General features: G+C 65.6%; 21 protein-coding genes. 5 read left to right on the top strand and 16 right to left on the bottom strand.

The window, feature by feature from the left end; genetic code table 11:
- Positions 1 to 12: 12 nt before the first annotated feature.
- The 10 genes from OC550_RS18045 to OC550_RS18090 form a co-directional block, all read right to left on the bottom strand.
- Complete coding sequence (locus OC550_RS18045) at positions 13 to 1,047, bottom strand: ABC transporter substrate-binding protein (protein WP_262107318.1); 1,035 nt, start codon at positions 1,045 to 1,047, stop codon at positions 13 to 15.
- 309 nt (positions 1,048 to 1,356) lie between these two features.
- Positions 1,357 to 2,274 carry a helix-turn-helix domain-containing protein gene (locus OC550_RS18050; RefSeq protein ID WP_262107319.1) on the bottom strand — a complete coding sequence of 306 codons (918 nt, stop codon included), beginning with the start codon at positions 2,272 to 2,274 and terminating at the stop codon, positions 1,357 to 1,359.
- A gap of 199 nt (positions 2,275 to 2,473) precedes the next feature.
- Complete coding sequence (locus OC550_RS18055) at positions 2,474 to 3,319, bottom strand: alpha/beta fold hydrolase (RefSeq protein ID WP_262107320.1); 846 nt, start codon at positions 3,317 to 3,319, stop codon at positions 2,474 to 2,476.
- Positions 3,316 to 4,266 (bottom strand): alpha/beta fold hydrolase, encoded by a 951-nt coding sequence (locus OC550_RS18060; protein WP_262107321.1) that lies wholly within the window; start codon positions 4,264 to 4,266, stop codon positions 3,316 to 3,318. Before OC550_RS18060 ends, OC550_RS18055 begins: the two co-directional genes overlap by 4 nt.
- Entirely contained in the window at positions 4,253 to 5,224 is a 972-nt protein-coding gene (locus OC550_RS18065) for a hypothetical protein (protein WP_262107322.1), read from the bottom strand. Before OC550_RS18065 ends, OC550_RS18060 begins: the two co-directional genes overlap by 14 nt.
- Positions 5,225 to 5,261: 37 nt before the next feature.
- Positions 5,262 to 6,227 carry a flavin reductase gene (locus OC550_RS18070; RefSeq protein WP_262107323.1) on the bottom strand — a complete coding sequence of 322 codons (966 nt, stop codon included), beginning with the start codon at positions 6,225 to 6,227 and terminating at the stop codon, positions 5,262 to 5,264.
- The gene (locus OC550_RS18075) at positions 6,224 to 7,486 is read right to left on the bottom strand and encodes a hypothetical protein (protein ID WP_262107324.1); all 1,263 of its coding nucleotides are present in this window, start codon (positions 7,484 to 7,486) and stop codon (positions 6,224 to 6,226) included. The genes OC550_RS18070 and OC550_RS18075 overlap by 4 nt, the downstream gene beginning before the upstream one ends.
- A 1,090-nt stretch (positions 7,487 to 8,576) precedes the next feature.
- Positions 8,577 to 9,776 carry a M20 family metallopeptidase gene (locus tag OC550_RS18080; protein WP_262107325.1) on the bottom strand — a complete coding sequence of 400 codons (1,200 nt, stop codon included), beginning with the start codon at positions 9,774 to 9,776 and terminating at the stop codon, positions 8,577 to 8,579.
- 37 nt (positions 9,777 to 9,813) lie between these two features.
- The gene (locus OC550_RS18085; protein WP_262107326.1) at positions 9,814 to 10,914 is read right to left on the bottom strand and encodes an alanine racemase; all 1,101 of its coding nucleotides are present in this window, start codon (positions 10,912 to 10,914) and stop codon (positions 9,814 to 9,816) included.
- Between the two features lie 81 nt (positions 10,915 to 10,995).
- Entirely contained in the window at positions 10,996 to 12,429 is a 1,434-nt protein-coding gene (locus tag OC550_RS18090; protein WP_262107327.1) for an amidase, read from the bottom strand.
- A gap of 261 nt (positions 12,430 to 12,690) precedes the next feature.
- Between OC550_RS18090 and OC550_RS18095 the strand changes: the two genes are divergently transcribed.
- The gene (locus tag OC550_RS18095; RefSeq protein ID WP_262107328.1) at positions 12,691 to 14,265 is read left to right on the top strand and encodes an AbgT family transporter; all 1,575 of its coding nucleotides are present in this window, start codon (positions 12,691 to 12,693) and stop codon (positions 14,263 to 14,265) included.
- A 16-nt stretch (positions 14,266 to 14,281) separates the two neighbouring features.
- On the opposite strand, the gene OC550_RS18100 is transcribed toward OC550_RS18095, so the two are convergent.
- Complete coding sequence (locus tag OC550_RS18100) at positions 14,282 to 15,271, bottom strand: Lrp/AsnC family transcriptional regulator (protein ID WP_262107329.1); 990 nt, start codon at positions 15,269 to 15,271, stop codon at positions 14,282 to 14,284.
- 129 nt (positions 15,272 to 15,400) lie between these two features.
- On the opposite strand from OC550_RS18100, the gene OC550_RS18105 reads away from it, so the two are divergent.
- The 3 genes from OC550_RS18105 to OC550_RS18115 all read left to right on the top strand — a co-directional run bounded on the left by OC550_RS18105 (position 15,401) and on the right by OC550_RS18115 (position 19,860).
- Entirely contained in the window at positions 15,401 to 16,423 is a 1,023-nt protein-coding gene (locus OC550_RS18105; RefSeq protein WP_262107330.1) for a 1-aminocyclopropane-1-carboxylate deaminase, read from the top strand.
- Positions 16,424 to 16,512: 89 nt separating this feature from the next.
- A complete protein-coding gene (locus OC550_RS18110) occupies positions 16,513 to 18,891 on the top strand; it encodes a pyruvate dehydrogenase (RefSeq protein WP_262107331.1) in 2,379 nt (792 codons plus the stop codon).
- Positions 18,892 to 18,963: 72 nt separating this feature from the next.
- Positions 18,964 to 19,860: a dihydrodipicolinate synthase family protein gene (locus OC550_RS18115; RefSeq protein WP_262107332.1), complete on the top strand. Its 897-nt coding sequence runs from the start codon at positions 18,964 to 18,966 to the stop codon at positions 19,858 to 19,860.
- Between the two features lie 80 nt (positions 19,861 to 19,940).
- On the opposite strand, the gene OC550_RS18120 is transcribed toward OC550_RS18115, so the two are convergent.
- Entirely contained in the window at positions 19,941 to 21,233 is a 1,293-nt protein-coding gene (locus OC550_RS18120; protein WP_262107333.1) for a GAF domain-containing sensor histidine kinase, read from the bottom strand.
- Positions 21,234 to 21,627: 394 nt separating this feature from the next.
- Between OC550_RS18120 and OC550_RS18125 the strand changes: the two genes are divergently transcribed.
- The gene (locus tag OC550_RS18125; protein WP_262107334.1) at positions 21,628 to 21,951 is read left to right on the top strand and encodes a hypothetical protein; all 324 of its coding nucleotides are present in this window, start codon (positions 21,628 to 21,630) and stop codon (positions 21,949 to 21,951) included.
- On the opposite strand, the gene OC550_RS18130 is transcribed toward OC550_RS18125, so the two are convergent.
- The 4 genes from OC550_RS18130 to OC550_RS18145 all read right to left on the bottom strand — a co-directional run bounded on the left by OC550_RS18130 (position 21,938) and on the right by OC550_RS18145 (position 25,832).
- Positions 21,938 to 22,522 carry a GNAT family N-acetyltransferase gene (locus tag OC550_RS18130; protein ID WP_262107335.1) on the bottom strand — a complete coding sequence of 195 codons (585 nt, stop codon included), beginning with the start codon at positions 22,520 to 22,522 and terminating at the stop codon, positions 21,938 to 21,940. The two genes, OC550_RS18125 and OC550_RS18130, sit on opposite strands and share 14 nt — an antisense overlap.
- Positions 22,523 to 22,686: 164 nt before the next feature.
- Entirely contained in the window at positions 22,687 to 24,222 is a 1,536-nt protein-coding gene (locus OC550_RS18135) for a tripartite tricarboxylate transporter permease (protein ID WP_262107336.1), read from the bottom strand.
- Entirely contained in the window at positions 24,223 to 24,855 is a 633-nt protein-coding gene (locus OC550_RS18140; RefSeq protein ID WP_262107337.1) for a tripartite tricarboxylate transporter TctB family protein, read from the bottom strand.
- A complete protein-coding gene (locus tag OC550_RS18145) occupies positions 24,852 to 25,832 on the bottom strand; it encodes a tripartite tricarboxylate transporter substrate binding protein (RefSeq protein ID WP_262107338.1) in 981 nt (326 codons plus the stop codon). Before OC550_RS18145 ends, OC550_RS18140 begins: the two co-directional genes overlap by 4 nt.
- Positions 25,833 to 25,847 lie beyond the last annotated feature (15 nt).

The raw sequence follows: 25,847 nt of genomic DNA on the forward strand, positions 1-25,847 counted from the left end.
GGAAAAGTGAGGTCAGTCAAGTTCGAACGCGTTGAGAATGGCCTCGCGGTCCTTGTTTGCGCGCATAGGGTCGGCAATGCGCACATCGTCCGGAGTGGGGCTGCAGCCGTCAACCTCACTCTTGACCAGCGTCATGTACAGATCGTCACCGCAGAAGGCTGCCTGGCCTTCCGTGCTTAATAGGAAATTCGTGAAGAGCAGTGCTGCGTTAGGGTTGACGGCCTCCGAGGCCACCCCCGTCAAGTTGCTGAAGGCTACAACCGGCTCAGGGATCACGGCTTCCAGCGGAGCGCCTGACTCCACCAGCGCCAGGGAATGCGCTTTCGCTCCCGGGGCTGCGATGGCAACCTGCCCCGCTGCCGTCTTTTGAACCGCCGGCACCGAGGAGTCGAACCAGTCATCGTTCTGCCCGCCGAGCGCCTTAAGGTAGTCGGCACCGTACTCATCCATCAGGAGCTGGTAGAAAGACAGTACGCTATCCGTGGCGACCTCCGGGTCGGCAAGTGTGGCGTCCTTGAGTAATTCGGGCTTGGCTAGGTCCTCCCAGGCGATTGGACCGGAGGAGATCTTCTCGGTGTTGTAAGTAGCCACCCAAGGTGAGGTAACGACTGCGACGTGCTCTTTGTGAGCGTAGCCGTCACGAAGATTACTGACGTTGGGGACCCGGTCAGTACTCAGTTCCGTGAACCACTCGGGGTCCTCATTGAACATCAGCGGATCCGTGACAATGACGGCGTCGGCGCTCCGCGCGCCCGTGGTAGTTTCGGACGCAAAACGGCTGCGCAGATCACCGGTGGAAAGCCGGGTCACGGCAACCTCGATCTCCGGGTATTCGGCGTTGAAGGCATCGACCAATGCCGAATTCACTGCATCCGTGGCGGAGGAATAAACCACCAGCTTCCCCTCCTCCACCGCGCGTTCTGCGATGTCGTCAAAATCGGCGCCGATTTCCGCGGCGCTGCTGGAACCTCCACATGCAGTCAGGGCGGCACCTGCGAGGGCCAAGGCGACAACATGAGGAATAAGGGTCTTGATCGATAGGTTCATGGAGTGCTCCAAAATATGCATATGACCACCATCTCGTGCGGTAGACAGCACTTCGATGTGTGACAGACTTCACTGTCTGGACTGCACGATACAGACGGCAGTTAGCTGGAGTCTCCGGACACTTTCACCAAGCTTCTCCCGGCATTTGGATGAACAGACGAAACCAGCAAGGTTGATTTGCCGCTTTCGTTCGCACTGGCGCAACGCTACCGACCGGCAGGCATCAAGAAAGCTCCGAGGAGTACCCTCGGAGCTTTCTTACGCAAAGCGGCGGCGCCGGATATGTGTGACTACGTTCTGCGTGGAGTTTCAGTCCGTCAGACCTTCGCTGCGAAGCGCGAGCCAGAGCCGACTGGACATGGTGGGATCAGTGAGGTCGAGTCCGAGCAGCCTCTCCGCCGAAGAGACGCGATACCTGAGGGTATTCCGGTGGAGCGCCAGGGATTCGGCTGCTGCCTCCCAACGGCCGCGGCAGCGCAGATACTCCACCACCGCTTCCATCACTTGCGGGCTGGCTTCCCGCTGCAATCTGTGCACCCAGTCGCTCGCAGTTTCACCTCGATAGTCTGAGCGGTCAACGACTGTCCCGGTGGGCGACGACCGAATATCGTTCATCCAGTGCTGCCAGCGGTGCGACAGCTTACTCGCCGGCACCTGCTCGGTCAGGAGTACTTTCAGCGAGGGGTGGCGGTCGACAAGCGCGACGAGTTCCGGCCTCATCGCTTGGAATTGGACTTGGGATAAGAGGAGCCAGCATTCGTCGTCGTCGTTATACGCCAATAGCTGACGGGAGTCTGCCGGCACCGCTGCTTCGAGCAAGTCGAGGAGATCGTCGCGGTCCCATGCCCCCACTCCCCGCACACAAACGATGTGAGGCCGGCTGGGTGGAGTTGCGAGCCCCATCTCGGCGGCCAGCTCCAGGGCGCTTTCAATCCGCCCGGAGAATATCAGCCGCGTGATTGAATCGCGCACCATACGTGATGCCGTTTGCAGCCGCCTCATGTCACGCAACAGCAGGCGCAGGAGCAGAGCGGCACTGGATCCGAACCTGGGCAGATCCGGATGGCTTGCGTCCGTGGATGCCACAACCAGGATCGCGGTGGCCCTGCCCTCGGCGCCGACAGGAAATGCCTGCAACTCATAACCACCGGAAGTCCGTCCAGTGGCAGGTTTGACCGGCGGCAGTGGGATCACGGCCGCCGCTTCCGCGAGCACCTGCGCATCCACTTCACCGTTAGTGCTTGCCCTAACTGACTCAATGGGCCGCCCGCTAGTGGTGAGCAGGGCACCCCATTCCGCACCGTTGTCAGTCAAGCATGTGAGGATCGAGGAAATCGGATACTTCGATCCCGACGCGCGGACGAGGTCCGCATACCCCAGTTGTAGAGTCTCCATGGCTACACGAATATACCGTCATGGCCGTTGCTCACGATCTTCGTTTCGTCCCGGACAGGAAGTTGACGACCAGCGAGTTGAACTCCTCGGCTTTCTCATAGGGCACCCAGAGCCCGCATTCGCCGAAGACATGAAGCTGCGCATGAGGGATCCGGCTGAGCATGAATACACCGTTTTCGAACGACTGGGCACGGTTCTCGCGTCCCCACACGATCAGCGTCTGGGCCTGTATCTCGTCGAGCCGCTTCCACAGATCAGGCGGCGTGTGCCGAACCGGCGTCCGCCCTTCCGGGGCGCGCTCCATGAACTCAGGATCCACGCTTGCTTCGTACCGCTCCCACAGCACGTCGTCGGTAATCAACGAAGGGTCGTAAAGCAACTGGGAGAGATAATCGTGCATCTTCTGCAGTGAGGGGCCATCGCCGCCGTAATAGACATGACTGGCTGAGTCCCGGCGACGCAGACCGAACATGGTCTGGCCGCCGGCAGCGCTCACTAGTATCAGCCGGTCAACGACGTCCGGATAGTCGGCAGCGAGGCGGATGGCCACAGCACCGCCGGTAGCCATCCCGAGCACATTGACCCGCTCAAGCCCTAAAGCCTCGAACAACGCGACCATAGTGTCGGCATACATTTTGTTGCGCCCCGTGGATACATCGGGCTTATCCGATTTGCCGTAGCCGGGCAGGTCCACCACGATGACGCGGAAGTGCCGCGCGAGTGCCTCGATGTTACGGCCGAAGTTACCCCAGCCGTATGCCCCTGGGGCGCCGCCGTGCATGCAGAGCAGGACCGGCCCCTCGCCTACCTCGTGGTAGTGCACCCGATACTCGCCGGCCTGCACAAATCGGCTTGTCGCCTCGTACGTCAGCATCATTCACTCCTGCTTCCAACGAGTTGCTTGCCGTGGAGGTCGCCGGTCTGAATCGGAGGAGCGGCGATCCGGCGGTCCCAGCCGGCAATAAACCTCAGGACCAAGTGGTTGAATTCCTCGGCCCGCTCCACCATCGTCCAATGGCCGCAGTGACCGAACACCACAAGGTCCGCGTTGGCAAATGCCTCGGCTCCGGCCAGAGCATCCTCCGGAGGGTTCACTCGGTCTTCGCGACCGAACAGGAAGAGCATCGGCACCCCGCACCTCCCGGCCCGTTCCAGATCGAGGGGATGGTGAACCTTGCTTAGCTCCCGCAGCCGCGTGGATGCCAGATGCTGCTGGTACGCCCCCGGCCGCCCGGCCACGCGTGTCCGGAACTCGACCAATTCCGTCGGGATCTGACGGCGGTCGTGCACCAAGTGCTCCATGGACTTACGCACGAGCTCAGCGGAGAACTCCCCCATATCCTTATGCGACGACTGGTTCGGCTCAAATCTCGAGCCGGCCTGCCACCGGGCGCCGGCAGTCCCGACGACCACTCCTCCCGCCACCCGTTCAGCATGGTCCAAAGCGAAGCTGGCCAGCACCATGCCACCCATCGAATTGCCAATCACATAGACCTTGGGCATGTTCAATGCATCCAAAAGCCTCAGGACCAGATCCACCTGATGGGGACGGTCCGCTACCACGCCGGGAGGCGCCTCAGTAAATCCGTACCCGTACAGGTCCGGTGCGATCACGCGGTGCCCCGCAGCCACCAAGGCCGGGATGGTCAGGTAGAAATTCGCCGCCGCGGTGATTCCGATCGCGGAGCCGTGCAGTAAGAGCACCGGAATACCCTCGGGACCGCCCTCGTCCAGATAGTGGATGCGTTCGCCCGGACGCGTGACCAGCCAGTGTGACTGGTAGCCGAAGTACTCGGCTACCAGTGATGAGTCATCTGCGGTCATTAGTGCCTCCGGCGGCCACCAAGGCTGGCCATTTGGCAAAGGCAATGCCTGTGAAGCAAGCGTGAACCGGCATGTAATCGATGATTTTGCCTGGACGATTCATGGCTGCCGCGACGGAGATCCAGGCACGAATTTCACCGGTGCCGGAGCGCATGGCTGCGGAATCGAAACTGAACAACTTGGACAACTCTTCGACTTCGTTTTTCTCGACCCGTTCCATGACCCAGGTATCGAGCGGAGTATCGATATCCCCACGGTTGAAGTCGCGGTCGGAGGGGTAATGACTCAACCCGCCCGAGGCAACCAGGAGGATCTTTTCCTCACGCCTGTTCAGAATGTCAGCGATGGCGCTGCCCAACTCCGCGCAGCGCTCACCGTTCGGTAGCGGCTCGTAGTACTCATTGAGCAGGACGCACACGATTGGGATCTGGCCGGAGGGATCGAGTTCGGGCGCGATCCTAGCCGCCATATGAGGCAGTCCGTAACCTTCCCGACCCTGCGGATTGAACCTATGCAGTGTGGAAACGTCGAACTTGCGCTTGATCAGTCCGTGGGCCAAGTCCGTCGAGACGTCCACATGGTTGTTGAACTTAACCACTGATCGGTCCTTCATGGGCACGTTCCACTCGTAGCCCTGATGCCCCCACATCTCTTCTTCGCCGATGTAGACGGCGAGCGACGGATTATTCGACAGGTTGAACAGGTCCCCTTGGTCGTCACCGACGAAGACGATCACATCCGGCTCATAAGCGGCAACCTCTTTGCGCATCTCGTCGAAACCGTCATGAATCCGACGGTAGAGATCCTGGCAGACCTCCAGGCTGTCCCGCTGCCGCCGGGCCTCTGGGTAACGTTCGAAAACGCCGGGTGCGACTCGGTCAATCATCCACTGCTGCCAAGCCTCCGGGGGACGGAACATTCCAGCTGCGTGGGAACAAGCCAAACCAAGACCAATCATTGTTTCTCCTCTTATTCTTCTGAACTGCAAGTAGTTGTTAGTCGTGAGCAAGGGCCATGAGGACTCGGTGAGCTGCGGCAACGTCACTTTCCGGCAGCCCAGCCAGGGTGGCTTCGTTGAATCGGCGCGCGTCCTCCGCTACCTCTTCGCGGAGGGCTCGCCCCGCCTGCGTCTGGCAGTACACTGGCCCATCGGTCTCGACCAAGCCCCTTTCGCTGAGTTGGCTCAGCGCATCCTCGATGGCCTGAGGCCCCAGGAAGGCCGACTCCACCAACTCTTGGACCATCTGCGGGCCCGCGGAGAGCCTTTTGAGCACCCGGCTGCTGGCTACGGTCAGCCCAAAGCGTGAACGATGCTCGTCAAAATTGCGCTGGAGCCGATGATTTACCGTCGTTACGAGTTGGGCGAACTGGGCTTGGTCGCTGTCGCTCGCACCAGCCGAAGCAGCAGCTGGTCCGTGTGCTGCGGTGGAGGCAGGGAACGACTGGGAAGTGGCATAGGCGCCCTGAACGAAGAGCAGCGGCTCGCCCTCTGTGACGGTGCAGCGCTCCACGCGGCCAAGAATGATCTGATGGTCGCCGCCTGGCAGGACGTTATGAGTCCGGCACTCAAAACGCGCTATGGCCTCGTCGATGAGCGGGGCTCCTTCCATCCCCTCGGTCCACGCGATCCCGTCGAATGGATCGATACCGGCCATGGGCGAGGCAACAACACGGGAAATGTCAACCTGCTCAGCCGCCAACACGTTGACCGCGAAGTGTGCTGCAGCAGTGAAAGCAGCCGCCCTACCTGAGGCGTTCTGCACAGACCACAGGATCAGTGGCGGGTCCAGTGAGACGGCGGCAAATGAGTTGACGGTCATGCCGACCGGTCGACCATCGCACATGGCGGTGATGACCGCGACCCCCGTGCCGTACTGTCCAAGGGCGCTGCGGAACGCCCGGATGTCCTTCAATGGCTCGCTGGCCACGTACTCCAGCGAGGGGGCTGCTGAGGCGGTCATCGGTAGTACGCCAGGGTGCGCATGGACGGGTTGTCTTCGAAACTAGGACCCGGCAGGCCCAGCAGGCTCTGGGCATACAGCGTCGCGGCAGCTTCCCGCCCGGCCGATCCGTGTACGCGCATGGCGTGCAGGTCCCGGACCACACGTTGCAGATGGTTGCTCGACAGGATGGAGCCGGCTCCGGCCACAGGCCAAATCTCCTGAAGCGCATCAAGGCTGACGGCGATCGCATCAGCAGCCTCGAACCGAACCTTCAGGCGTTCCACCGGATCCGCAAGACTGCCCTCGCAGGCAATCTGGAAGAGCTCCCGCCAGTTGCCGAGATGCCGCCGCTTCACCGTGTTCACATTCGACAAGGCCCCGGCCAACCGCACCAACAGATGCGGGTTTTCGGTAACGGCTACACCCGTTCCGCGGCGGGCCCGGCGAATCTTGCTATCTTCGATGAACTCCTCGAAACCACCAAGCGTTGCCCCGATAGCAGAGTTGGCCATGGTGGAATTGAAGATCGAAAGGAAGGAAACGCGGTAAAGGGGACGGTCGTTGACCTCCCAGCCAGGATTGTTATCCCTGTAGGTGTCTTCGAGCACATGGGTCCGGTAGTCCGGAACGAAAGTGTCGACGACGGTGACCGACTTGCTGCCGGTGCCCTTCAAACCGGAGACGTCCCAGCTGTCTTGGGCGATACTGAAGTCGCTGCGGGGAAGAACGAAGTTGCGGTCACCGCCACCGAGGATCACCCATTGGGCGTGGTCCACCCCGCTGGAGAAACCCCACGTTCCGTTGAGGATGTACCCTCCCTCGACTTTTTGCCACTGCCCCGTTGGCGCATAGGAACTGGAAGCCCGGGTGTCGGGTCCATCCGCCCAGAACTCGTCCTGGAGCCGCTTGTCCATCAACGCGATCTCGAATGAGTGGACATTTAGCTGTCCCCCGATCCAAGCCGCTGATGCCTCCGCGCTGGCGATTTTCATGATGCCTTCGAAGAATGCGGCCGGGGCCATTTCCAATCCGCCGTACTGCAATGGGGTCAACGCCCTGAAGACTCCCGCGCTGGTCATGGCCGCGACCGTCGCGTCCGGAACTCTCCCCAGACGCTCGGTCTCCGCACGGGCAGCACGGATCTCCTCGAGGATGCTATCGACGTCGGTCAGATAGCGGGCACCAACCTGGTAGGCCCGCTGCGAGTACTGCTCGGGGGTGACACCCGTCCCGCCCTGAAGGAGCGCGGTTTCTATGGTTCCTGTGGTGGCTTGCATGTCAGGTCCTCTCACATGGTCGTCTAGCAGGCCGCAACCGGGATGCAGTGCGTAGTCCCTACGCGGACTGCCCGGTGAGTAGTGGTGCAACTGAACTTGTCGCACAACAGTAGAACCGGACCGATGCGACTGTCTTTGGCTGTATCGACCAACGTGGCGACGGAGTATAGATAGACCGTTCATTCCCGTGCTCCTCCAACCCGTCCTGTTCATCTACGCCAAAATCTTGGGAGTTGTGCACTACGGACAAACTCCTCTTGGAGGTGGTCGTTTCTATCCGGTGCAGGCAGTTCGACAGCGCGTTATGTTGGTTCCCCGGCGCCGCCAGAACGGGCCGAAATGCCTCACCAAAACGACAGAAGGCAGTGTTATCCCGATGCAGAACGACAAGACCGTGGCTAACGGAAATCAAGGTCAACCCGAAAATGAGCGTGAACCTGCAACTATCGGCCTCTTCGCAGTCTTATCCGTGCACCCAACGACCCTCACAAGTCCGCCTGACGATTGCCCCGGTTCTTGCCAAAACCCCTGTTTCTCCCGCCGGTCTGGAGGCCAGCAAGCAGGCATACAAGGGTGGCAGTAGGTCAAACGGATTAGCACTCGACATTTAACCGACCGATGTAAGGAGCGATAAATGCGACTCCAGAAGGCTGCTTCTTCAACGTGCAACCGATGCACCGAAGTGCTTGAGGCGCAACTTCTCCAGCAGAAACAACTAGGCGGCCGACTGACACGTCTCTTTGGAGCTCATGTACTGGCATTCCCCGAGGGCGAGTACACCCTGAGAACTCAACGCCAGAGCGGGCACGGGCATTGCGAGTTGGTCATTTCGGCGAGTGTTCGTGCTGACCCACCCCGACTGGACACCTGGTGCACCAGTTGGACTGTGCCGGGAGATACGCATCTGGACGTGGCCGGTTTCGTCACAGCAGAAATTCAGCGAGCCCGGCAACGCTTCCTGGCCATGCTTCAAGAGCACCGTGAACCAGTGCCTTCCTAGGTGTGTCCCAGCTGGCGCCTCCTTAGGAACCTACGACCAGAACCGCACCCGTGGCCCGAAACCCCAATAGCCTTGGCGCAACCGACTTTGCTAGGCCGAAGGCGTACCGCAGGGCTGCTGGGTCGCCGCAGACAATCCAGCGGCCAGCCGCTGGAGGGTGCCGGCGGTTATGGCTGTGTAGGCCGGGATCTCGTCCGGGTAGATGTACTCGTTCCGGGCGTGCGCGCCGTCGCCTACGGCGCCCAGGCCGCACAGGACTGGGACGCCCAGGGCGGAGACGAAATTGGCGTCGCTCCCGCCGCCCACGGCTGCGGTTTCCAGCTTCCTGCCCATCTCCAGGGCCGCGCTGCGGACAACCTCGAGGAGCCCGGCGCTGGCTTCCGTCAGCGTCATGGGCGGCCGGTTCCAGTAGTGGTCGATCTTGACGGCAACCCGCGGGTCGCTGAGCTGGATCGCGTCGAACTCCCGGTCGACTCGTTCCATTTCCTCAATGGACTCAATTCGGATGTCGATCTCGGCGACGGCCAGGCCGGCCGAGACGTTGGTTCCCGAGCCTCCCCTGATCAGTCCCACGTTGATCGAGGTGCCGCGGCCCAGATCCTGGATGCGTGTGGCAGCGGTGATGAACTCGGCCAGGGCGTGGATGGCGCTGGCACCCGCGGTCGGATTCAGCCCTGCGTGGGCCTCCACCCCGGTGACGGTGGCGGTGAAGATCCCGATGCCCTTCCGGCCCGTCTTGACTGCGCCGTCCAGCGTTGGCTCGAGGACCAGCACAGCGTCCGCCTCGGCGGCGGCGGCTTCGATGAAGGGACGGGAGGCCCTCGAACCGGGCTCCTCGTCGCCGTTGAAGAGATAGGTGACGGTCGGGTGTTCGAGGCCCTGCTCGCGCAGGAGCTTCAGGGCCCAGATGCCCTGGACCAGGCCGGTTTTCATGTCGAAGATGCCCGGCCCGCTGACGGTTTCGCGGCCGCCGGCGCCCGTCCGGCGGGTGACCGGCCAGCCGGCGAGGGTGCCGGTCGGCCAGACCGTATCGTAGTGCCCGATGATCAGGACGTGGCCCGAACCCGTCCCGCGGTAAGTCATGCGCAGCACGCTGCCGTAGTCGCCGCCGTCGTCCGTTACCTCCCCCTCCGGTTCGCCGAGGTGGCGGACAACCAGCCCGCGAAGCCGGGCCAGTCCGCGCTCCAGCGCGGCAAGGTTGGCGCTGTAGGTTTCGGTTTCGACGAGGCTGACGATGTCGCCCAGCATGGACTCGCGGCTGCTGTGCGCCGCATCGAGCAGGGATGGCACGGTGGGTCTCCTTTACTGAGGCTGCGGACTGTGGGGCCTAGTTGTTCTTTCCGCGGGCGGCGACGGCCCAGCGGTCGACGACGTGGCCGTTGCTGACCACGGCGACGGAGTCAACGAGGTTGATCGCCACGCAGACATGGTTGGGGATCACCCGCAGCCTGGTTCCGAGGGCAGGCAACTCGGCGTTCCCGGGCCAGACCACGGTGGCGTGGTGTTCGGACAGCGCCGTGATGCGGGCGTCCGGGTGGTCCATGAGCCGCCCGAATCCGGTGGCCCAGGCCGGCCGGTCGCCGCCGATGATCTTGCTGCCCGAGTCGAGGACCACCCTGCGGGGTGTGGTGCCATCTCCCTCATGCCGGCTGACGACTGTTGCCGCGATGGTCAGGGCGATGTCCTCCATTGCGCACCGCTCCAGTTCGAGCTGCTGGGCGTCGCCGAAGGCATAGACGCCCGGGCGCATTTCCGTTGCCGCGGTGGCACCGGTGAGGGCAGCGGTGGGAGTCGAACCGCCGCTCGCGCGGCTGACTTCGAAGCCCGCCTCCTCCAGCAGCTTGGCCGCTTCGCGGAGGGCGCGTTCCTCCTGCTCCGCTGCCTCGACGGGCATGCCGGGCGCGTAGCCGTGGCCGGGAAACGTGAAGACGCCCGTGACGCGAAGCCCGGCCCCCGACGCGGCGCGGGCGATGTCCACGGCCCGGTCGGGGCCGACGCCGCTGCGGTGGTGGCCGCTGTCGATTTCCACCAGGACCTCGATCCCGCCCGCTGCGGCGCCGAGGTGTCCGGCCAGGTTTTCGGCTGCTTCGACTGAGTCGGTTCCCACCGCGATGCGGGCCCGGGTGCTGAGCCGGGAGAGGCGCTCCGCCTGTCCCGGACCGACCCAGAGCGGGTAGGCGATGAAGACGTCATCGACTCCGCGCTCCACGAAGACTTCGGCCTCGCCGATAGTGGCGACGGTCAGCCCCACAGCCCCCGCGGCTATTTGCAGCGCCGCGATCTCCGGAATCTTGTGGGTCTTCGCGTGCGGCCGCAGTTGAAGCCCCTTGGAGCGGGCTGTCTCCGCCATCCGTCCGATGTTCCGCTCAAGCACTTCCCTGTCGATCACGATTTCCGGCGTTTGGATCTCGTCTGGAATTGCGTGCATCAATGACCTTCCTCCGGGCAGTTCGTGTCTCCCCAGAATGGCAGCTGCGCCCAGTCCCCGCTGGTTCCGGGCGGTGGTGCCTTACATCGTGGACGCGACCGGAACGTCCAACCGCGGTTTCCGGCGGTGGAAGCCCGTCGCCTGCTCGAACGAGTGGGCGACGCGCAGCAGCAATTGGTCGGCCTGGTCCGCGGTGACGATCTGCAGTCCCACCGGCAGTCCGGACGAGGTGAAGCCTCCCGGGATGGACAGGGTCGGCAGGCCGGTGGCGGAGATGAGGCATGCCGCGCGCATCCAGTCGAGGTAGGTGTCCATCGGGACCCCCTCGATGCTGGCCGGATATTCCAGCTCCGCGTCGAACGGCAGGACCTGGACCGCCGGTGCCAGCAGGACGTCGTAGCGGGAGAAAAAGTCGCGCACGGCCGCCGCCAGCCGGGCACGCGCGGAGTTGGCATCGATGAAGTCCTGGGCGGTGAGGGCCATCCCCTTGTCCACGTTCCACTGCACTGCGTGCTTCATCTGGTCCCGGTGTTCTGGCAGAAGGTGGCCGTAGCTGGTGGCGAAATCGAAGGCGCGGGTGGTCTGGAAGACCTCGTCGGCGTCAGAGAGATCCGGGCAGGCAACCTCCACCCTCGCTCCGAGTTCCTCGAACACGCCGAGGCCCGGAGCCAGCACCTCGAGCACCTCACGCTCCACCGGGACCCCCAGGCCGAAGTCGGCGGTCCAGCCGATCCGCAGCCCGTCCAGCCTTCCGGGCGCCTCCGACTCGTAGGAGCCGTCAAGGGCCACCGAAGAGGGGCTGGACGGGTCCGGACCGGCCAGGACGCGCATCAGGTAGCGGACGTCTTCGACATCATGGGCCAGCACGCCCTGGCGCGAGATCCAGGCCCACGGATTCTTGGCCGGCAGCATGGGGATACGACCCAGGGACGGCCGGTAGCCGACAAGGTTGCAGAAGGACCCCGGAGTCCGCAGCGACCCGCCCATGTCCGAGCCGTCGCCAGCGGCCTGGATGCCGGACGCTATGGCCGCCGCGGCTCCGCCGCTGCTGCCGCCAGCGCTGCGCGTCGGGTCGTAGGGGTTGGTGGTGGTGCCAAAGAGCGGATTGAAGGTGTGCGAACCGGCCGCGAACTCCGGGACGTTGGACTTGCCGGTGGTGTTGACGCCGGCGCTCTTGAGCCGCCGGATGATCAGGCTGTCTTCCTGTGGGACGTTGTCGGCCATGATCGGCGAACCGAGGGTGGTCCGGAGACCCTTGGTGAGGTGGTTGTCCTTGTGCGTCATCGGCACTCCATGCAGCGGGCCCGCTTCAGCTCCGGACGCCAGCCGTTCATCCGCTTCCTCGGCCCGTCGCCACGCCGTCTCCGCGTCCAGGGTCACGATCGCGTTGATGACCGGATTAACTTCCTCGATCCGTGCCAGATGGGACTCGAGGGCCTCGCGTGCCGAAATGTCCCGCCGGCGGATCCCGCCCGCCAGCTCGCGTAGGGACAAAGCCTGAATGTCGCTGTTCATGGATCTCCTCGTTCAGGTCCGAACGTGATGGGACCGGCGCCGTTGCAGCAGCCTGTTTCCAGCTTGCCCGCCGCGGAGAAGCGGAACTAGGGCAACGCGCTGATTGCGTATTTCCGCCCGTTTCGTGGCCGATTGGCGCAATAGTGCGGAAAAGCCGTAACAGGCAATGCGCCGGAAACATGGACCGGCTTAAGTAGGAACAGCACCAGGCAAATGTGCCGTAGGTCACTTACCGTCGAAGACCCTGCCGAAGGAGCGTCCATGTCCAGTCGCCTTCACGATCCATCTGCCTCAGCGACGGCCAGCGCTGATCAGCTGTCCCGGGGGCTAAGGCCCTTCTTTAAGGTGCTGTCCGGGATCGAGTATGTGGGCAACAAGCTTCCCCATCCTTGCCTGCTCTTCTGGATCCTGGCGGGGGTACTGGCGGTCGTCAGCGCCGTGCTTGCGGCAGCAGGGACGAGTGTTGTGCTGCCCGACTCCGGCGAGACGGCAGTGGTGAAGAGCCTGCTGAGCGGCGAGGGCGTCGCGATGATCTTCGGCACCGCCCTCGAGAACTTCGCCGGCTTTGCCCCCTTGCCGATCATCGTCACGATCATCCTCGGGGTCTCCGTGGCGGAACAGTCCGGCCTGCTCAAATCACTGCTGCGCGTCACGGTGGTGCGCCTGCCCGCCAAGTGGGTCACCTTCGCCGTGGCGTTCGCCGGCATGATGTCCCACGTCATGTTCGATGCGGCCTTCATCGTGGTCCTGCCGCTCGCCGCCATGGCTTTCAAGGCGGCCGGCCGGAGCCCCGTGCTGGGCATCATGGTGGCCTTCATATCGATCTCCGGCGGGTACAACGCATCGCCCCTGATCACTCCGAGCGACGCCATCATCTCCTCGCTGACCACCTCGGCCGCCCAGATCGTCGATCCGGGCTACACGGTGACGCCGGTGGCCAACTACTTCTTCAGCCTGGCCTCGTCGGTAGTGTTGTCCGCCTTCATCACCCTGGCCGTCGAACTGGTGATGAAGAAGCGCGCGAGCCTGGAACCCGACGCCGGCACCGACGTGGATGACGCGGATTTCGCGCTGGAGCTGGCACCGGAGGAGAAGCGAGGCCTGCGCCGTGCCGCGATCGCCCTGGCCGTGTTCGCCGCCGCCGTGGTGGCTGCCCTCCTGCCGGCCGGCTCCCCGCTGCGGGGGGAGGACGGCGACCTCATTCGCTCCGTGGTGCTGCAGAACATCGCCTTCTTCATCGCGCTGGCATTCGTCCTGACCGGATGGGTCTACGGCCGGGCCACCGGCACCCTGCGCCGGGCGGCGGACATCCCCCAGGCGATGGCCACCGGGCTGAAGACCCTGACGCCGATCCTCGTGCTCTTCTTCGCCATCTCGCAGTTCCTGGCGTACTTCAAGTGGACCGGCATCGGCAGCGTCATTGCCGTCAACGGGGCGCATCTGCTGCAGGCGGGAGGCATCCACCCTCTGGTGGTGTTTGCGCTGATGCTGGTGCTGATCTCCCTCATGAACATCCTGGTCACGAGCGGATCGGCCATGTGGTCGCTGCTGGCACCGATCCTCGTGCCGATGCTGATGTACGTGGGAATCAACCCCGAAACCACCCAGGCCGTCTACCGGATCGCCGACTCCTGCACCAACGCCGTCACGCCGATGTCTGCGTATTTCGTCGTGGCGCTCGGCTTCATCCAGGGCTACCGCAAGGATGCCGGCATCGGCACGCTGGCTTCGTTCACGATTCCGCTGGCCTTCGGCATGCTCCTGGTGTGGGCGGCGCTGTTCAGCGCCTGGTACTTCCTGGGCCTGCCCCTGGGACCGGGGGCTCCCATCCGGTAGGGCCCCGGCAAGCCGGTCAGTAGAGGTAGGACGCCGAGGCCGCGGCACCCAGGCGGCTGCCGCTGCGCTTGGTGGCCTTCAGGATGGGCGTCACCGAAACGGACTCGGCCAGTGCCGACCATTCCGACCGGGTGACCATCTGGTGCAGGGCGAGCCGGTCCGTGCAGGCCAGGTTGACGAGCACGCTGTTCGTGCCTGCCAGGGCAGCCGCGTAGCGGACCTCGGAATGCTTGAGCAATGCCTCGACCAGGGCATCGTGCCGGGCGGGCGGGACGTTGACCCAAACCATCGCCTCGGCCTTGAAACCCAGCAACGAGGGCTCCACCACCACGCGCAGCCGCGACTGGTGATTGGCCTCGAGGCTCTCCAGGTGCCTGCGGACCGTATTCTCCGAGATCCCTACCATCCGCCCGATTTCCGACGTCGGAGTGCGCGCGTCGTGGGCCAGGATGCGAAGGATCGCGCGGTGCACGTCGGGAATCTCCGAGCCGCCGCTCCCGTCAGGCTGGTACACGTCCTGGCGGGAGCGGGCCAGGGCACCCATCTGTGCCGGCGTAAGGATTCCGGGCCGCCATTCCCGCACCGAACGGTAAAGCCGCGTTATGGGATCGATGCGGAGTTCCCGGATCCCTGCCACACTCGGCAGGTCGTCGAGCACCAGGTCGGCGAGGTGCGCGTCGTCCACCTGCAGCTCGGCGACGCAGTCTTCCTCGCCGGAGGTGGCGTAAACAAACACGGTGTCGTCCCGACGGGCGAGCCCTGCGGCCACCGAACGCGTCATGCCGACCAGGCAGCGGGCGCGCAGTATCGCTACGCCGGACGCCCCAATAACGCCGACCACCCGGACGTCCCCCGATTCCAGCAATTCCTTGCCGCGCCGCGTCACCGTCCGCTCGGCCTCTGCCAGCACCGTCGCGATCCGCGACCAGGACGCCCGGGGGTACACCTGGAGGGCCGCTGTTATGCGGCAACTCAAGAGGTCGAACTCTTCACCGTCGTGGCTCACTCGCACACCTCCATACGCGGTCCCGAACGTCGAAAAGTCTACGCGGAAGTCCTTGACAGCCCCCTCCCCCGATGTGCAATATATTGCATACCAGAAGCCTCCGCCGCAGTTCCAGAGACAGGATCTCCCATGGCCATCACCGATTTCGAGCGTTACCCGCTGACCTTCGGGCCCAGCCCGATCCATCACCTGCCGCGGCTGACGCAGCATCTGGGCGGGGCCCAGGTCTGGGCGAAGCGCGAGGACGTCAACTCCGGCCTGGCGTTCGGCGGCAACAAGACCCGCAAGCTCGAATACATCGTGCCGGACATCCTCGCCGAGGGCGCCGACACGATCGTCTCGATCGGCGGCTTCCAGTCGAACCACACCCGCCAGGTCGCCGCCGTCGCCGCGAAACTGGGCCTGAAGGCCCGCCTGGTTCAGGAGAACTGGGTGGACTGGCCGGACCCGCTGAACGACCGTGTCGGCAACATCCTGCTCTCCCGCCTGATGGGCGCCGACGTCCGGCTGGATGCCTCCGGCTTCGACATCGGCATCCGCGACTCCTGGAAGGACGCCCTCGCCGAAGTCGAGGCCGCCGGCGGCAAGCCCTACCCCATCCCCGCCGGCGCGTCCGAGCACAAGTTCGGCGGGCTCGGCTTCGCCAACTGGGCCTACGAAGTCCGCCGGCAGGAGGAGGAACTCGGGGTCTTCTTCGACACCATCGTGGTCTGCACCGTCACCGGATCCACCCACGCCGGCATGATCGCCGGATTCGCCGCACTCGAGGACGAGGGCGGCCGTCCCCGCCGCGTGATCGGCATCGACGCCTCCGCCACCCTGGCCAAGACCCGCGACCAGGTCGGCCGGATCGCCCGGGACACCGCCAAGCTGATCGGCCTCGGGCGCGACCTGCGCGAGGACGAGACCACCGTCCTCGAAGGCTGGGCCGGCGACCTCTACGGCATTCCCGTCGACTCCACCCTTGAAGCCATGCGGCTGGGCGCCTCGCTGGAAGCGATGATCACCGATCCGGTCTACGAGGGCAAGTCCCTGGCCGGCCTGATCGACCTCGTCAGCAGCAAGGAGATCCCCGCCGACAGCAACGTCCTCTATGCCCACCTCGGCGGGCAGCCGGCCCTCAACGCCTACAGCGGACTGTTCCGCTCCTAGGCCATAACGACGGCGGGGCGCGCCTCCCGCGCGTTTCCCGCCCCGGGTGCGCACCGCCGTCGTACTCCCCGACCTGAAAGGACAGCACCATGACAGAGACGGCCGTGTCCGCGGACGCCGGAGATTCACCCTCGGTCAACGGGCGCCCGCTCTCGGCCGCCGCCAGCCTGAACGACGACGTCCTGGACTCGATCGCCCAGCGCGTCCTCTGGCTGTCCACGGCGATGATCGACGCCGCCAACCGGGGACGGCCCAACGCCTCCGGCGTGAAGGCCGGGGGGCACCAGGCCTCCAGCGCCTCGATGGCCGGGATCATGACCTCGCTCTGGTTCTCGGAGCTGACCAGGGAAGACCGCGTCTCGGTCAAGCCGCACGCGTCCCCGGTGCTGCACTCCATCAATTACCTGCTGGGAGAGCTGGACGAGTCCTACATGTCCCGGCTGCGCGAGAAGGGCGGGCTGCAGAGCTACCCCAGCCGGACCAAGGATCCGGACACGGTGGATTTCTCGACCGGCAGCGTCGGCATCGGCGCCACCGCCCCGGTGTGGGCCGCCCTGTCGCACCGCTACCTGCGCGACCAGTTCCCCGACACGCCAAAGGGCGGGCGGTTCATCAGCCTGCTGGGCGACGCGGAACTGGACGAGGGAGCCGTCTGGGAGGCCGTCACGGACCCGGCCGTGCGCCAGCTCGGCGAGCTGCTGTGGATCGTCGACCTGAACCGGCAGTCCCTGGACCGGATCATCCCCGACGTCCAGATCCAGCGGCTGCAGGGCATGTTCGCCGCCGCGGACTGGCAGGTGCTCACGTGCAAGTGGGGACGCCGGATCGAGCAGCTGTTCGCCTCCCCCGGCGGAGAGACCCTGCGGCGCCGGCTCGAGGACATGCCGAACGAGGAATACCAGCGGCTGCTGCGCAGCCACCCGGACCAGCTGCACGAACGCCTGCTCGGCGGCAGCCCGGATCCCCAGCTGGCCGAACTTCTCGCCGGCGTGCCCCCGCGCGACGTCGCCGCCGCCATCCGCGACCTGGGCGGCCACGACATCGGGCTCCTGCTGGACACCTACAAGCAGGTGGACTCCAGCCGGCCCACCGTCATCTTCGCCTACACGGTCAAGGGCCGCGGCCTGGCCACCGAGGGGCATCCCAACAACCACGCCGCGCAGCTGACCGAAGCCCAGATGCGCGAACTCGCCCAGCTCTCCGGCATGGAGCTGGAGCACCCGTGGCAGCGCTTCGAAGCGGGCAGCGAGGAGGCCGAAGCGTGCCGGAACGCCGCCGCACGACTGAAGCGCCCCGCCGTCGTCGATCACCCCTCGCCGCAGCTGCCGGCGGAGCTCCCGTGGTCCTACAAGGCGACCGGATCGACCCAGGCGGCGCTCGGCCGGTTCCTCTCCGACCTGCTGCGTGGTGCGCCCGAGGCCGCCTCGCGGGTGGTCACGCTCAGCCCGGACGTTGCGTCCTCGACCAACCTCGGCGGGTGGATCAACAAGACGGGCGTGTGGGCCGTCGGCGAGCGCCGCGACTGGTTCGGGGACGATGCCGAGCGGCTGCTGAAGTGGACCGAGGGGGCGCAGGGCCAGCACATCGAACTCGGCATCGCCGAGGTCAACCTGGTCTGCCTGGCGGGCGAACTCGGGGCGACCTGGAGCCGGTGGGGCCAGCCCCTGATCCCCATCGCGACCCTGTACGACCCGTTCGTCAACCGCGCCCTGGAGCCGTGGTCCTACGGGATCTACGCCGGCGGCCAGTCCATCCTGGTCGGCACGCCCTCCGGCGTCACCCTCGCCCCCGAAGGCGGCGCGCACCAGTCCATCAACACGCCCTCCATCGGGCTCGAGCAGCCCGGAACGGTGGCCTGGGAACCGGCCTTCGCGCAGGACCTCGAGTGGTGCATGCTCGCGGCGATGAACCAGATCGGCCGCCCGGGCGGCAGTTCCGCCTATTTCCGGCTGTCCACCCGTCCCGTGGACCAGGCCCTCGCCCGGCTGCCCGAGGACCCGGCGCTCCGTGAACGCAGGCGCGAGCACGCCGTCGCCGGCGGCTACCGGATCATCCACCACGGGCCCGGCGCCGAGCAGGTCACGCTGGTGGGCGTCGGCGCGGTGATGCCCGAGGTCGTCGAGGCGGCCGCCCGGCTGGAGGCGCTCGGCGTGCGGGCCGGCGTCGTCTGCCTCACCAGCCCGGACCTGGTCTTCCGCTCGCTGCAGGACCGGCACAGCACCGCCGGCAGCCGGCGCACGGCCATCGTCGACGCGCTGTTCCCCGCGGCCCAGCGGGCCCCGATCGTCACGGTGATGGACGGCCACCCGCACACCCTGGCCTTCCTCGCCGGCGTCCGCGGGGACCGCATCCGCAACCTGGGCGTCACCGAGTTCGGCCAGTCCTCCAGCCTGGAGGACGCCTACAAGATCCACGGCATCGACGTTGACTCGATCGTGCGTGCCGCGGCTGACCTGGCCGGACTCTGAGGCGCACGGCGGCGAGCCGGGCAGGCCGGCTTCGCCTAGGCTGGCCCCAGGACGACTTGAGGAGTTGCAGCAGTGTTTACCGGTTTAAGCGCTTTCCCGCTCACCCCGCTCGTTAACGATGCGGTCGACGAGGGCGCCTTTGCCCGCCTGGTCCGGCGGCTCGCCGACGCGAAGGTCGATTCGATTACCGCGTTGGGTTCCACCGGCTCCTACGCCTACCTGACAGGTGAGGAACGACGCAGGGTGGCGCGCCTCGCCGTCGAACACGCCGGGGATGTGCCGGTGTTCATCGGGATCGGGGCGCTGCGGACCTCGCAGGTCCTCGCCAACGCGGAGCAGGCGGAACGGGCCGGAGCGTCGGGCCTCCTGCTGGCCCCGATGACCTACCAGCCGCTGACCGACGACGACGTGTTCGAGCTCTTCCGGACGGTCACGGCGAATTCGTCGCTGCCCGTGATCGTCTACGACAACCCGGGCACCACGCACTTCACGTTCGGCACCGAGCTGTACGGCCGCATCGCCGAGCTTCCCGGCATTGCCTCGATCAAGATCCCCGGCGTTCCGGACGTTCCCGGCCAGGCGCGGGAACGGATCCGGGACATCCGCTCGGTCATCCCGGGGCACGTGACGATTGGCGTGTCCGGAGACGCGAAGGCCGCCGCCGGTCTGGCCGCGGGCTGCGACGCCTGGTACTCGGTCATCGGGGGAACCCTGCCGGCACCCGCCTTGCGGATCACCCGGGGGGTGCAGGAGGGGCGGGTGGCCGACGCACTGGCCGAGTCCGAGCGGCTTGCTCCTCTATGGCGGCTGTTCGCCGAGTACGGCGGGAGCCTGCGGGTCGTCGCCGCTATCGCCGAGCATCTCGGGCTCGTGCCCAAGGCCTGCCTGCCGCTACCTATCCAGGGATTGGACGAGCAGCAGCGCGCCCGCGTGGTCGGCATCATCGATGAACTGGGCCTCGACCGGTAATCCGGGGGCGGCCTGCCCGCCGGTCCGCGGGCACAGCGTTCGGCAACCGCTCGGATGGCGGCGACTGTGGCCGCGCGACGCTAGGACCGGACCGGCCAGGAGGCGGTGATGGCGGCGCCGCCGTCGGGCGAGTCGCCGATGGTGATGGTGCCGCCGTGGGCCTGCGCCACGCGCGCGCAGATGGCCAGGCCGAGGCCGGTACCCTGCGGCTCGCCGGCGCGGTTGAGCCGGCCGAGCGGAGCCAGCACCCGGGCCCGGTCGGCGGTTGGGATGCCCAGGCCGTTGTCGTGGACCACCATTCCGCTCATCCCGGGTTCGGTGACCGCCTCGATCCGGATGCGCGGCAACCTGTCGGCAGGGCAGTAGCGGATGGCGTTGACCAGCAGGTTCTGCGCCAGGGCCCGCAGCTGGGCGTCGTCCCCGCGCACGCTGCCGCCCGAGCTGGTGATCCGGGCGCCGGATTGCGAGACCAGGCCGCGAATGTCTGCGGTGACCTTGTCGGTCAGGGCCGACAGGTCCAGCTCCCGGGCCTCGAGCCGCTGGCTCGTCGTCGAATACTCGAGCAGTTCCTCCAGCGTGGCGAGCATGCGCTTGCCCGCGCCGCTGGCCTTTCGGAGATTGCCCGCGACCCGTTCGTCGGCGGTCTGGTCCTCGGCGATTTCGAGATGCCCGAGGATGGTGGTCAGGGGCGTGCGCAGGTCGTGGCTGATCTCGCCCGCGAACGTCTTGAGCCGCTCGTTCGACAGCGCCGCCTCGGCCAAGGCGGCGTCGAGCTGTCGGCCGCGGAACTGCAGCTGGAGCACGTCCGTCACGTGTTCGGCCAGGCTCTCGAGGACTGCCTGGTCCTTCGGCTCCAGGGTGGCGGGATAGGGCGAGAAAACGCACAGCGATCCGAGGGCCACCTCGGCGACCAGCGGCACCGAGACGTAGAAGCGCACATCCCCCAAGGCTCCCGTGACAAACGGGTTGCCGCGGAACCGCGCGTCCACGGACGCATCCGGAACCACCGTCGTCGTACCCGAACGGAAGACCTGCGCACACATCGAGTCCTCGCGCGAGCAGATTCCGGGCTCCAGCCCGTGGGCGGCGATCTGGTGCTGCTCGTCGGCGGTGATCACGTTCACCACCGCGAACGGCGCGTCGCAGACGGTCGCCGCCGTCCGCGCCAGCCGGTTGAGCTGGTCCACCGGAACCACGCGCGCCCCCACCGCTTCACCCGCGCTGCGGGCCCTGCCCGTCCAGCCGGCGGGCAGCCCGTAGGCCACCATCCAAGGCAGCCGCTCCTGCTCGAACCGATCCGCTTCCATCAACCCCGCGTCCTGCAGGACGCCTCCCGCACGGATCATGCTCGATACATCCGGACCGGACGACATGGCCCCCACCCTCTCTCCAGCGCCAGGTACATAACGCCCGGCACGAAGTTCCCCCGGGTTAACTCGGCGCGGCTCCCTGCGCTCGATGGGATGCGCCTTGCTCGACCGACTGCTGAATCGTCTCATCACGCCGGTCCAATTGAGCCTACCCGAGCCACGCCATGCAACTGAAGGCCTACATCACCCGAGCGTGAAATCGCTGTCTATTGCCCGATGTGTCCGGTTCAAGCCCGGACGGGACTTCGCTTGTGTCGAAAATATGTTCTACCCTTGAGGCGTGGATCGGGCTGCGCATTGCGGCAGATGATGACGGGCAGTCCGGACTGTCGCTACCATGCGGCGCCGGACCGGTGACATGCGGAAGACGGCTTGGGCGAGAGGATCGTGAAGAGCAGTGACGGCGACACTGGAGCAGGCGCAGCAGCGGACGCTGGATGAACCGGTGGAGGTTCGCTTCACCCCGCAGGGCAGGCCGCTGGCGATCAGGTGGCGCGGCCGGCTATGGCCCGTCGTCGCCGAACCGGTCCGTGAAATTCGGGAGCTGAACGGGACCGATCCGCTGGATGTCGGGATCGGCGTCGAGGGCGGCACCGTTGTCGAGGCCGAGTGCTGGCGGCTGCAGGTGCAGGCAAGCTCGACCTCTCCCCTGCACACCCTCGAGGTCCGGAAGCAGCCGGGCCAGGACGGCTGGCTTTTGGGCGACGTCAGCGAGGATTAGCCCCGAGATCGAGCCGCATCAGGACGCGCGGGAATCCGTTCAGCACCGAGTCGGTATCGGCGGCTTTCACGAAGCCGGCCCGTTCGAAGAGCGAGCGGGTGCCGACGTACGCCATGGTGAGGTCGACCTTCTTGCCCTGGTTGTCCACGGGGTAGCCCTCGACCGCGGGAGCCCCGTTGGCGCGCGCAAAGTCGACGGCGCCGGCCAGCAGATGGTGCGAGATGCCCTTCCCGCGGTGGCCGGGCTTCACCCGGATGCACCACACCGACCACGCATCGGCGTCGTCGACGTGCGGGATCTTCCGGTTGCGCGCGAAACTCGTGTCGGCGCGCGGATGCACGGCGGCCCAGCCCACCACCTCGTCCCCGTCATACGCGAGCACGCCCGGCGGCAGATCCTCCCCGCACAGCTGCTGCACGCGCATCCCGCGGTCCTCCCCCAGCAGCGTCCGGTTCTCCTTCGACGGCAGCCGGTAGCTCAGGCACCAGCACACGTTCGCATCCGGCCGCTTCGGTCCCAGAACCTGCCTCACGTCGTCGAACTCTGCAGCAGCGCGCACCTCGATCGGCATGCACCTACGTTCTCACCTACGCCGGATCCGGACAATGCCAAGCAGCCAGCGACGACGAAGGGCGGAGAGCTTCGCCTGACGACGTTGCTCCTCGCCCTTCCCCGAAGCCCATGCCCATGCCCATGCCCATGCCCAGAGACCAGAGAACTATGCGGCTAACGGACCTATGCCGCAACAGACTCCCGCTGACCGTCGGCCTTATCCAGCTTGCGGTGGCGCAGGTGCTGGATGCCGCTGATGGCCAAGCCAGCGGCGAGCACGATGTACAGCGTGACGGTGATCGGACTGCCGATCAGGATTCCGGGGTCACCCTCTGAAACCGCCAGCGCCCGGCGCAGTTCGGTTTCTGCCATCGGCCCGAGGATTACCGCAATCAACACGGGCGCGAGCGGAATGTTGTAACGGCGCATCATGAAGCCGACCAGTCCGATCCCCACCAGCAGCCACAGATCCAGCATCGACGAGCTGATTGCGTACACGCCGAGCATGGAGAAGACAGTAATCCCGGCGTAGAGGTAGTGCTTCGGAATGGTCAGGAGCTTGGCCCAGACGGCTGCGAACGGCATGTTGATCGTCACCAGGATGACAAGGCCGATGAACAGCGAGGCCAGCAGCGCCCAGACCAAGTCGCCACTGCGTTCGAACAGCAACGGGCCCGGCTGCATGCCGTACTGCTGAAACGCCGCCAGCATGATCGCTGCAGTGGCGGACGTCGGCAGCCCGAGTGCCAGCAGCGCACCCATTGCGGTGCCGGCGGTTGCATTGGCCGCCGCTTCGGGTGCCGCCAGACCGCGAATGGAGCCCGTAGTGCCAAACTCCCGGTCGCCGCGCCGCTTGGCGAGCTGCTTCTCTGTGCCGTAGGCCAGGAAGGTCGGCACCTCCGCACCCCCGGCAGGGATCAGGCCAAACGGGGCCCCGAAGGCTGTTCCCCTCAACCAGGCCGGCAACGCCCGCTTGATGTCGACCAGGCCGAGGCGCGCTTTCCCTGCGGTAGAGATCTGGGTGGCTCTGGGGTCGCGGTGGATCCGGGCAGCGACGTGCAGCACCTCGCCAAGTGCCAGCAGGCCGACCGTAATGACGACGACGGAAATTCCGTCGAACAGCTGCGGCGCGCCGAGGGTGAACCGGGCAGTGCCGCTGGGACCGTCGATTCCGACCAGCGCCAACGCCAGGCCAATGCCCAGGGCCGCGATCCCCCTGATAACCGATTCGGCCACGACGGCCGAGATAGCCAGGAACGCGAAGACCGCCAGGGCGAAGTATTCGGCCGGACCGAAGACGGTCGCCATCTTCACCAGGGTGGGCGCGAAGAAGACGACGAGCGTCGTAGCGATGAGGCCACCGATAAACGCGCCCAGGGCGGCCGTAGCCAAGGCCTTCGCTGCCTGCCCGTTCTTTGCCATGCGGTGGCCCTCGAAGGTCGAGGCAATGGCCGAAGAGTTGCCAGGAGTATTGAGCAGGATGCCCGAGGTGGAGTCACCGAAGAGGCCGCCGAAGTAGACGCCCGCAAACATGATGAAGGCGGCGGTCGGCTCGAGCGAGAAAGTCACGGGCAGCAGCAGTGCCACGGCCATGGCGGACCCGAGCCCGGGCAGGACGCCGACGGCGGTGCCAAGAACGGCACCGACCAGGACCCAGACCATGTTCATTGGGGTCAGCGCGTGGGCGAACCCTTCGGCCAGAAGTGCAAGCTGGTCCATTTAGAGCATTCCTCCCAGGAATCCGGACGGCAGGTTGAGGCCCAACCCCGCGTTGAAAGCAAGCTGGACGGCGGAGGCGAAGAGCAGGGCCACGCCGAGGTCGAACACGGGACGTCTGCTGCCGAGCGCCCGGGAGACGACCCAGAACAGCAGTGCCGCACTGATAATCCAGCCAACCGGCTGCAGGATGAGCGTGAAACCGACGACGCCGGCGACGACCTGTCCGACAGTCTTCCAGTCGGTGTATGTCTTGTCCGTGTTTGCGGCCACCGGACCCGGTGCTGCAGTCTGCCGTTCGCCCTCTGGCATGTGGGCCAGGTCCCGGAGCATATCGGCAGAAAAATCTCCATGACCGGGATGCGGGTCCGTGTCCGGCACATGCGGATTGCGGAAGACATGGACGGCCAACAGGGCTGCCGTTGCATAAAGCACGATGCAGACGAGGACCGGGAAGAACTGCGGACCCGGAACGGAATTGCCCTGTACCTTCATGGTTGCGGTGCCGATGGTCATGAAGATTGCCATGGCAAGGAGCAGGGCGACGACGACGAGTTCGCTCCGTCCTGCCCAAAAATTCCGGCTCGGCTGCTGCGCTGTTTCCGTTCGGCCCGTCTTATCTTGGGTCATGCTCATAGTCCGAGGTCCTTCACGATCTCTTGGGCAATGGTCACTTCTTTATCGATGTATCGCTCGAATTCCTCGCCGGTGGTGAAGCTGTCGGTCCAACTGTTGCGTTCAAGCGCGTCCTGCCACTCCTCGGACTCCCGCACTTCGCTGGCTATCCGGATGAACTCTTCCTTCGCCTCGTGGCTGATGCCCGGGGCCGCGACGAGACCGCGCCAGTTAGACATCGAAACCTCATAGCCCTGTTCACGGAACGTCGGTATGTCGACCCCCTCCAGCCGCTCCGGGGACGAGATAGCCAGCGGCCGCAGCGTTCCCGACTCGATCTGGTCCGCGACTTCGTTGTAGCCGGACATGCCCGCGGCGGTAGTGTGCGACAGCAGCGAGGTCAGCGCTTCTCCCCCTCCCGAATAGGCGATGTAGTTGACCGACTTCGGGTCGACGCCGACTTCCTTGGCCAGCAGGCCGCTCAGCAAGTGATCGATGGACCCGAGTGAACCGCCACCGATCGATACGGCACCCGGGTCTTCTTTCCAGGCCTCGATGAAGTCGTCGAGGGTCTTGAATTCGGAGTCGGCAGGAACGACGAGTGCGGCGAAGTCGTCCGCCATCCGGGCGATCGGCACCACGTCGTCCATCGTCTCGGGATTATCCCCGAGTTCGATTGCGCCGACCATCACTCCTCCGGTGACCAGCAGAGCGTCCTCGCGGCCGGGCATCTGCACGAACTGGCTCAGACCAATGGTTCCGCCCGCCCCCGGCACATTCACCACCTGGGGATTGTTGACGATTCCGTCGCCCCGCAATGCCTGCTGCGCTTCACGGGCGAAGCCGTCCCAGCCTCCGCCCGGTGCTGCGGGAGCGACCAGGGTGAGCTTGCTCCTGGCGGTGCTGGTGCTAGCCGTCGAAGCTGCATTGGCGAACGCAGGCACCGCCACGGCAGCCACCAGGGCGGCGAAAAGGACTGTTCGGATTGGCTTTTTCATGCTCCCCGTTTCGTG

The organism is Arthrobacter sp. Marseille-P9274, assembly GCF_946892675.1.
Classification (GTDB): domain Bacteria; phylum Actinomycetota; class Actinomycetes; order Actinomycetales; family Micrococcaceae; genus Crystallibacter.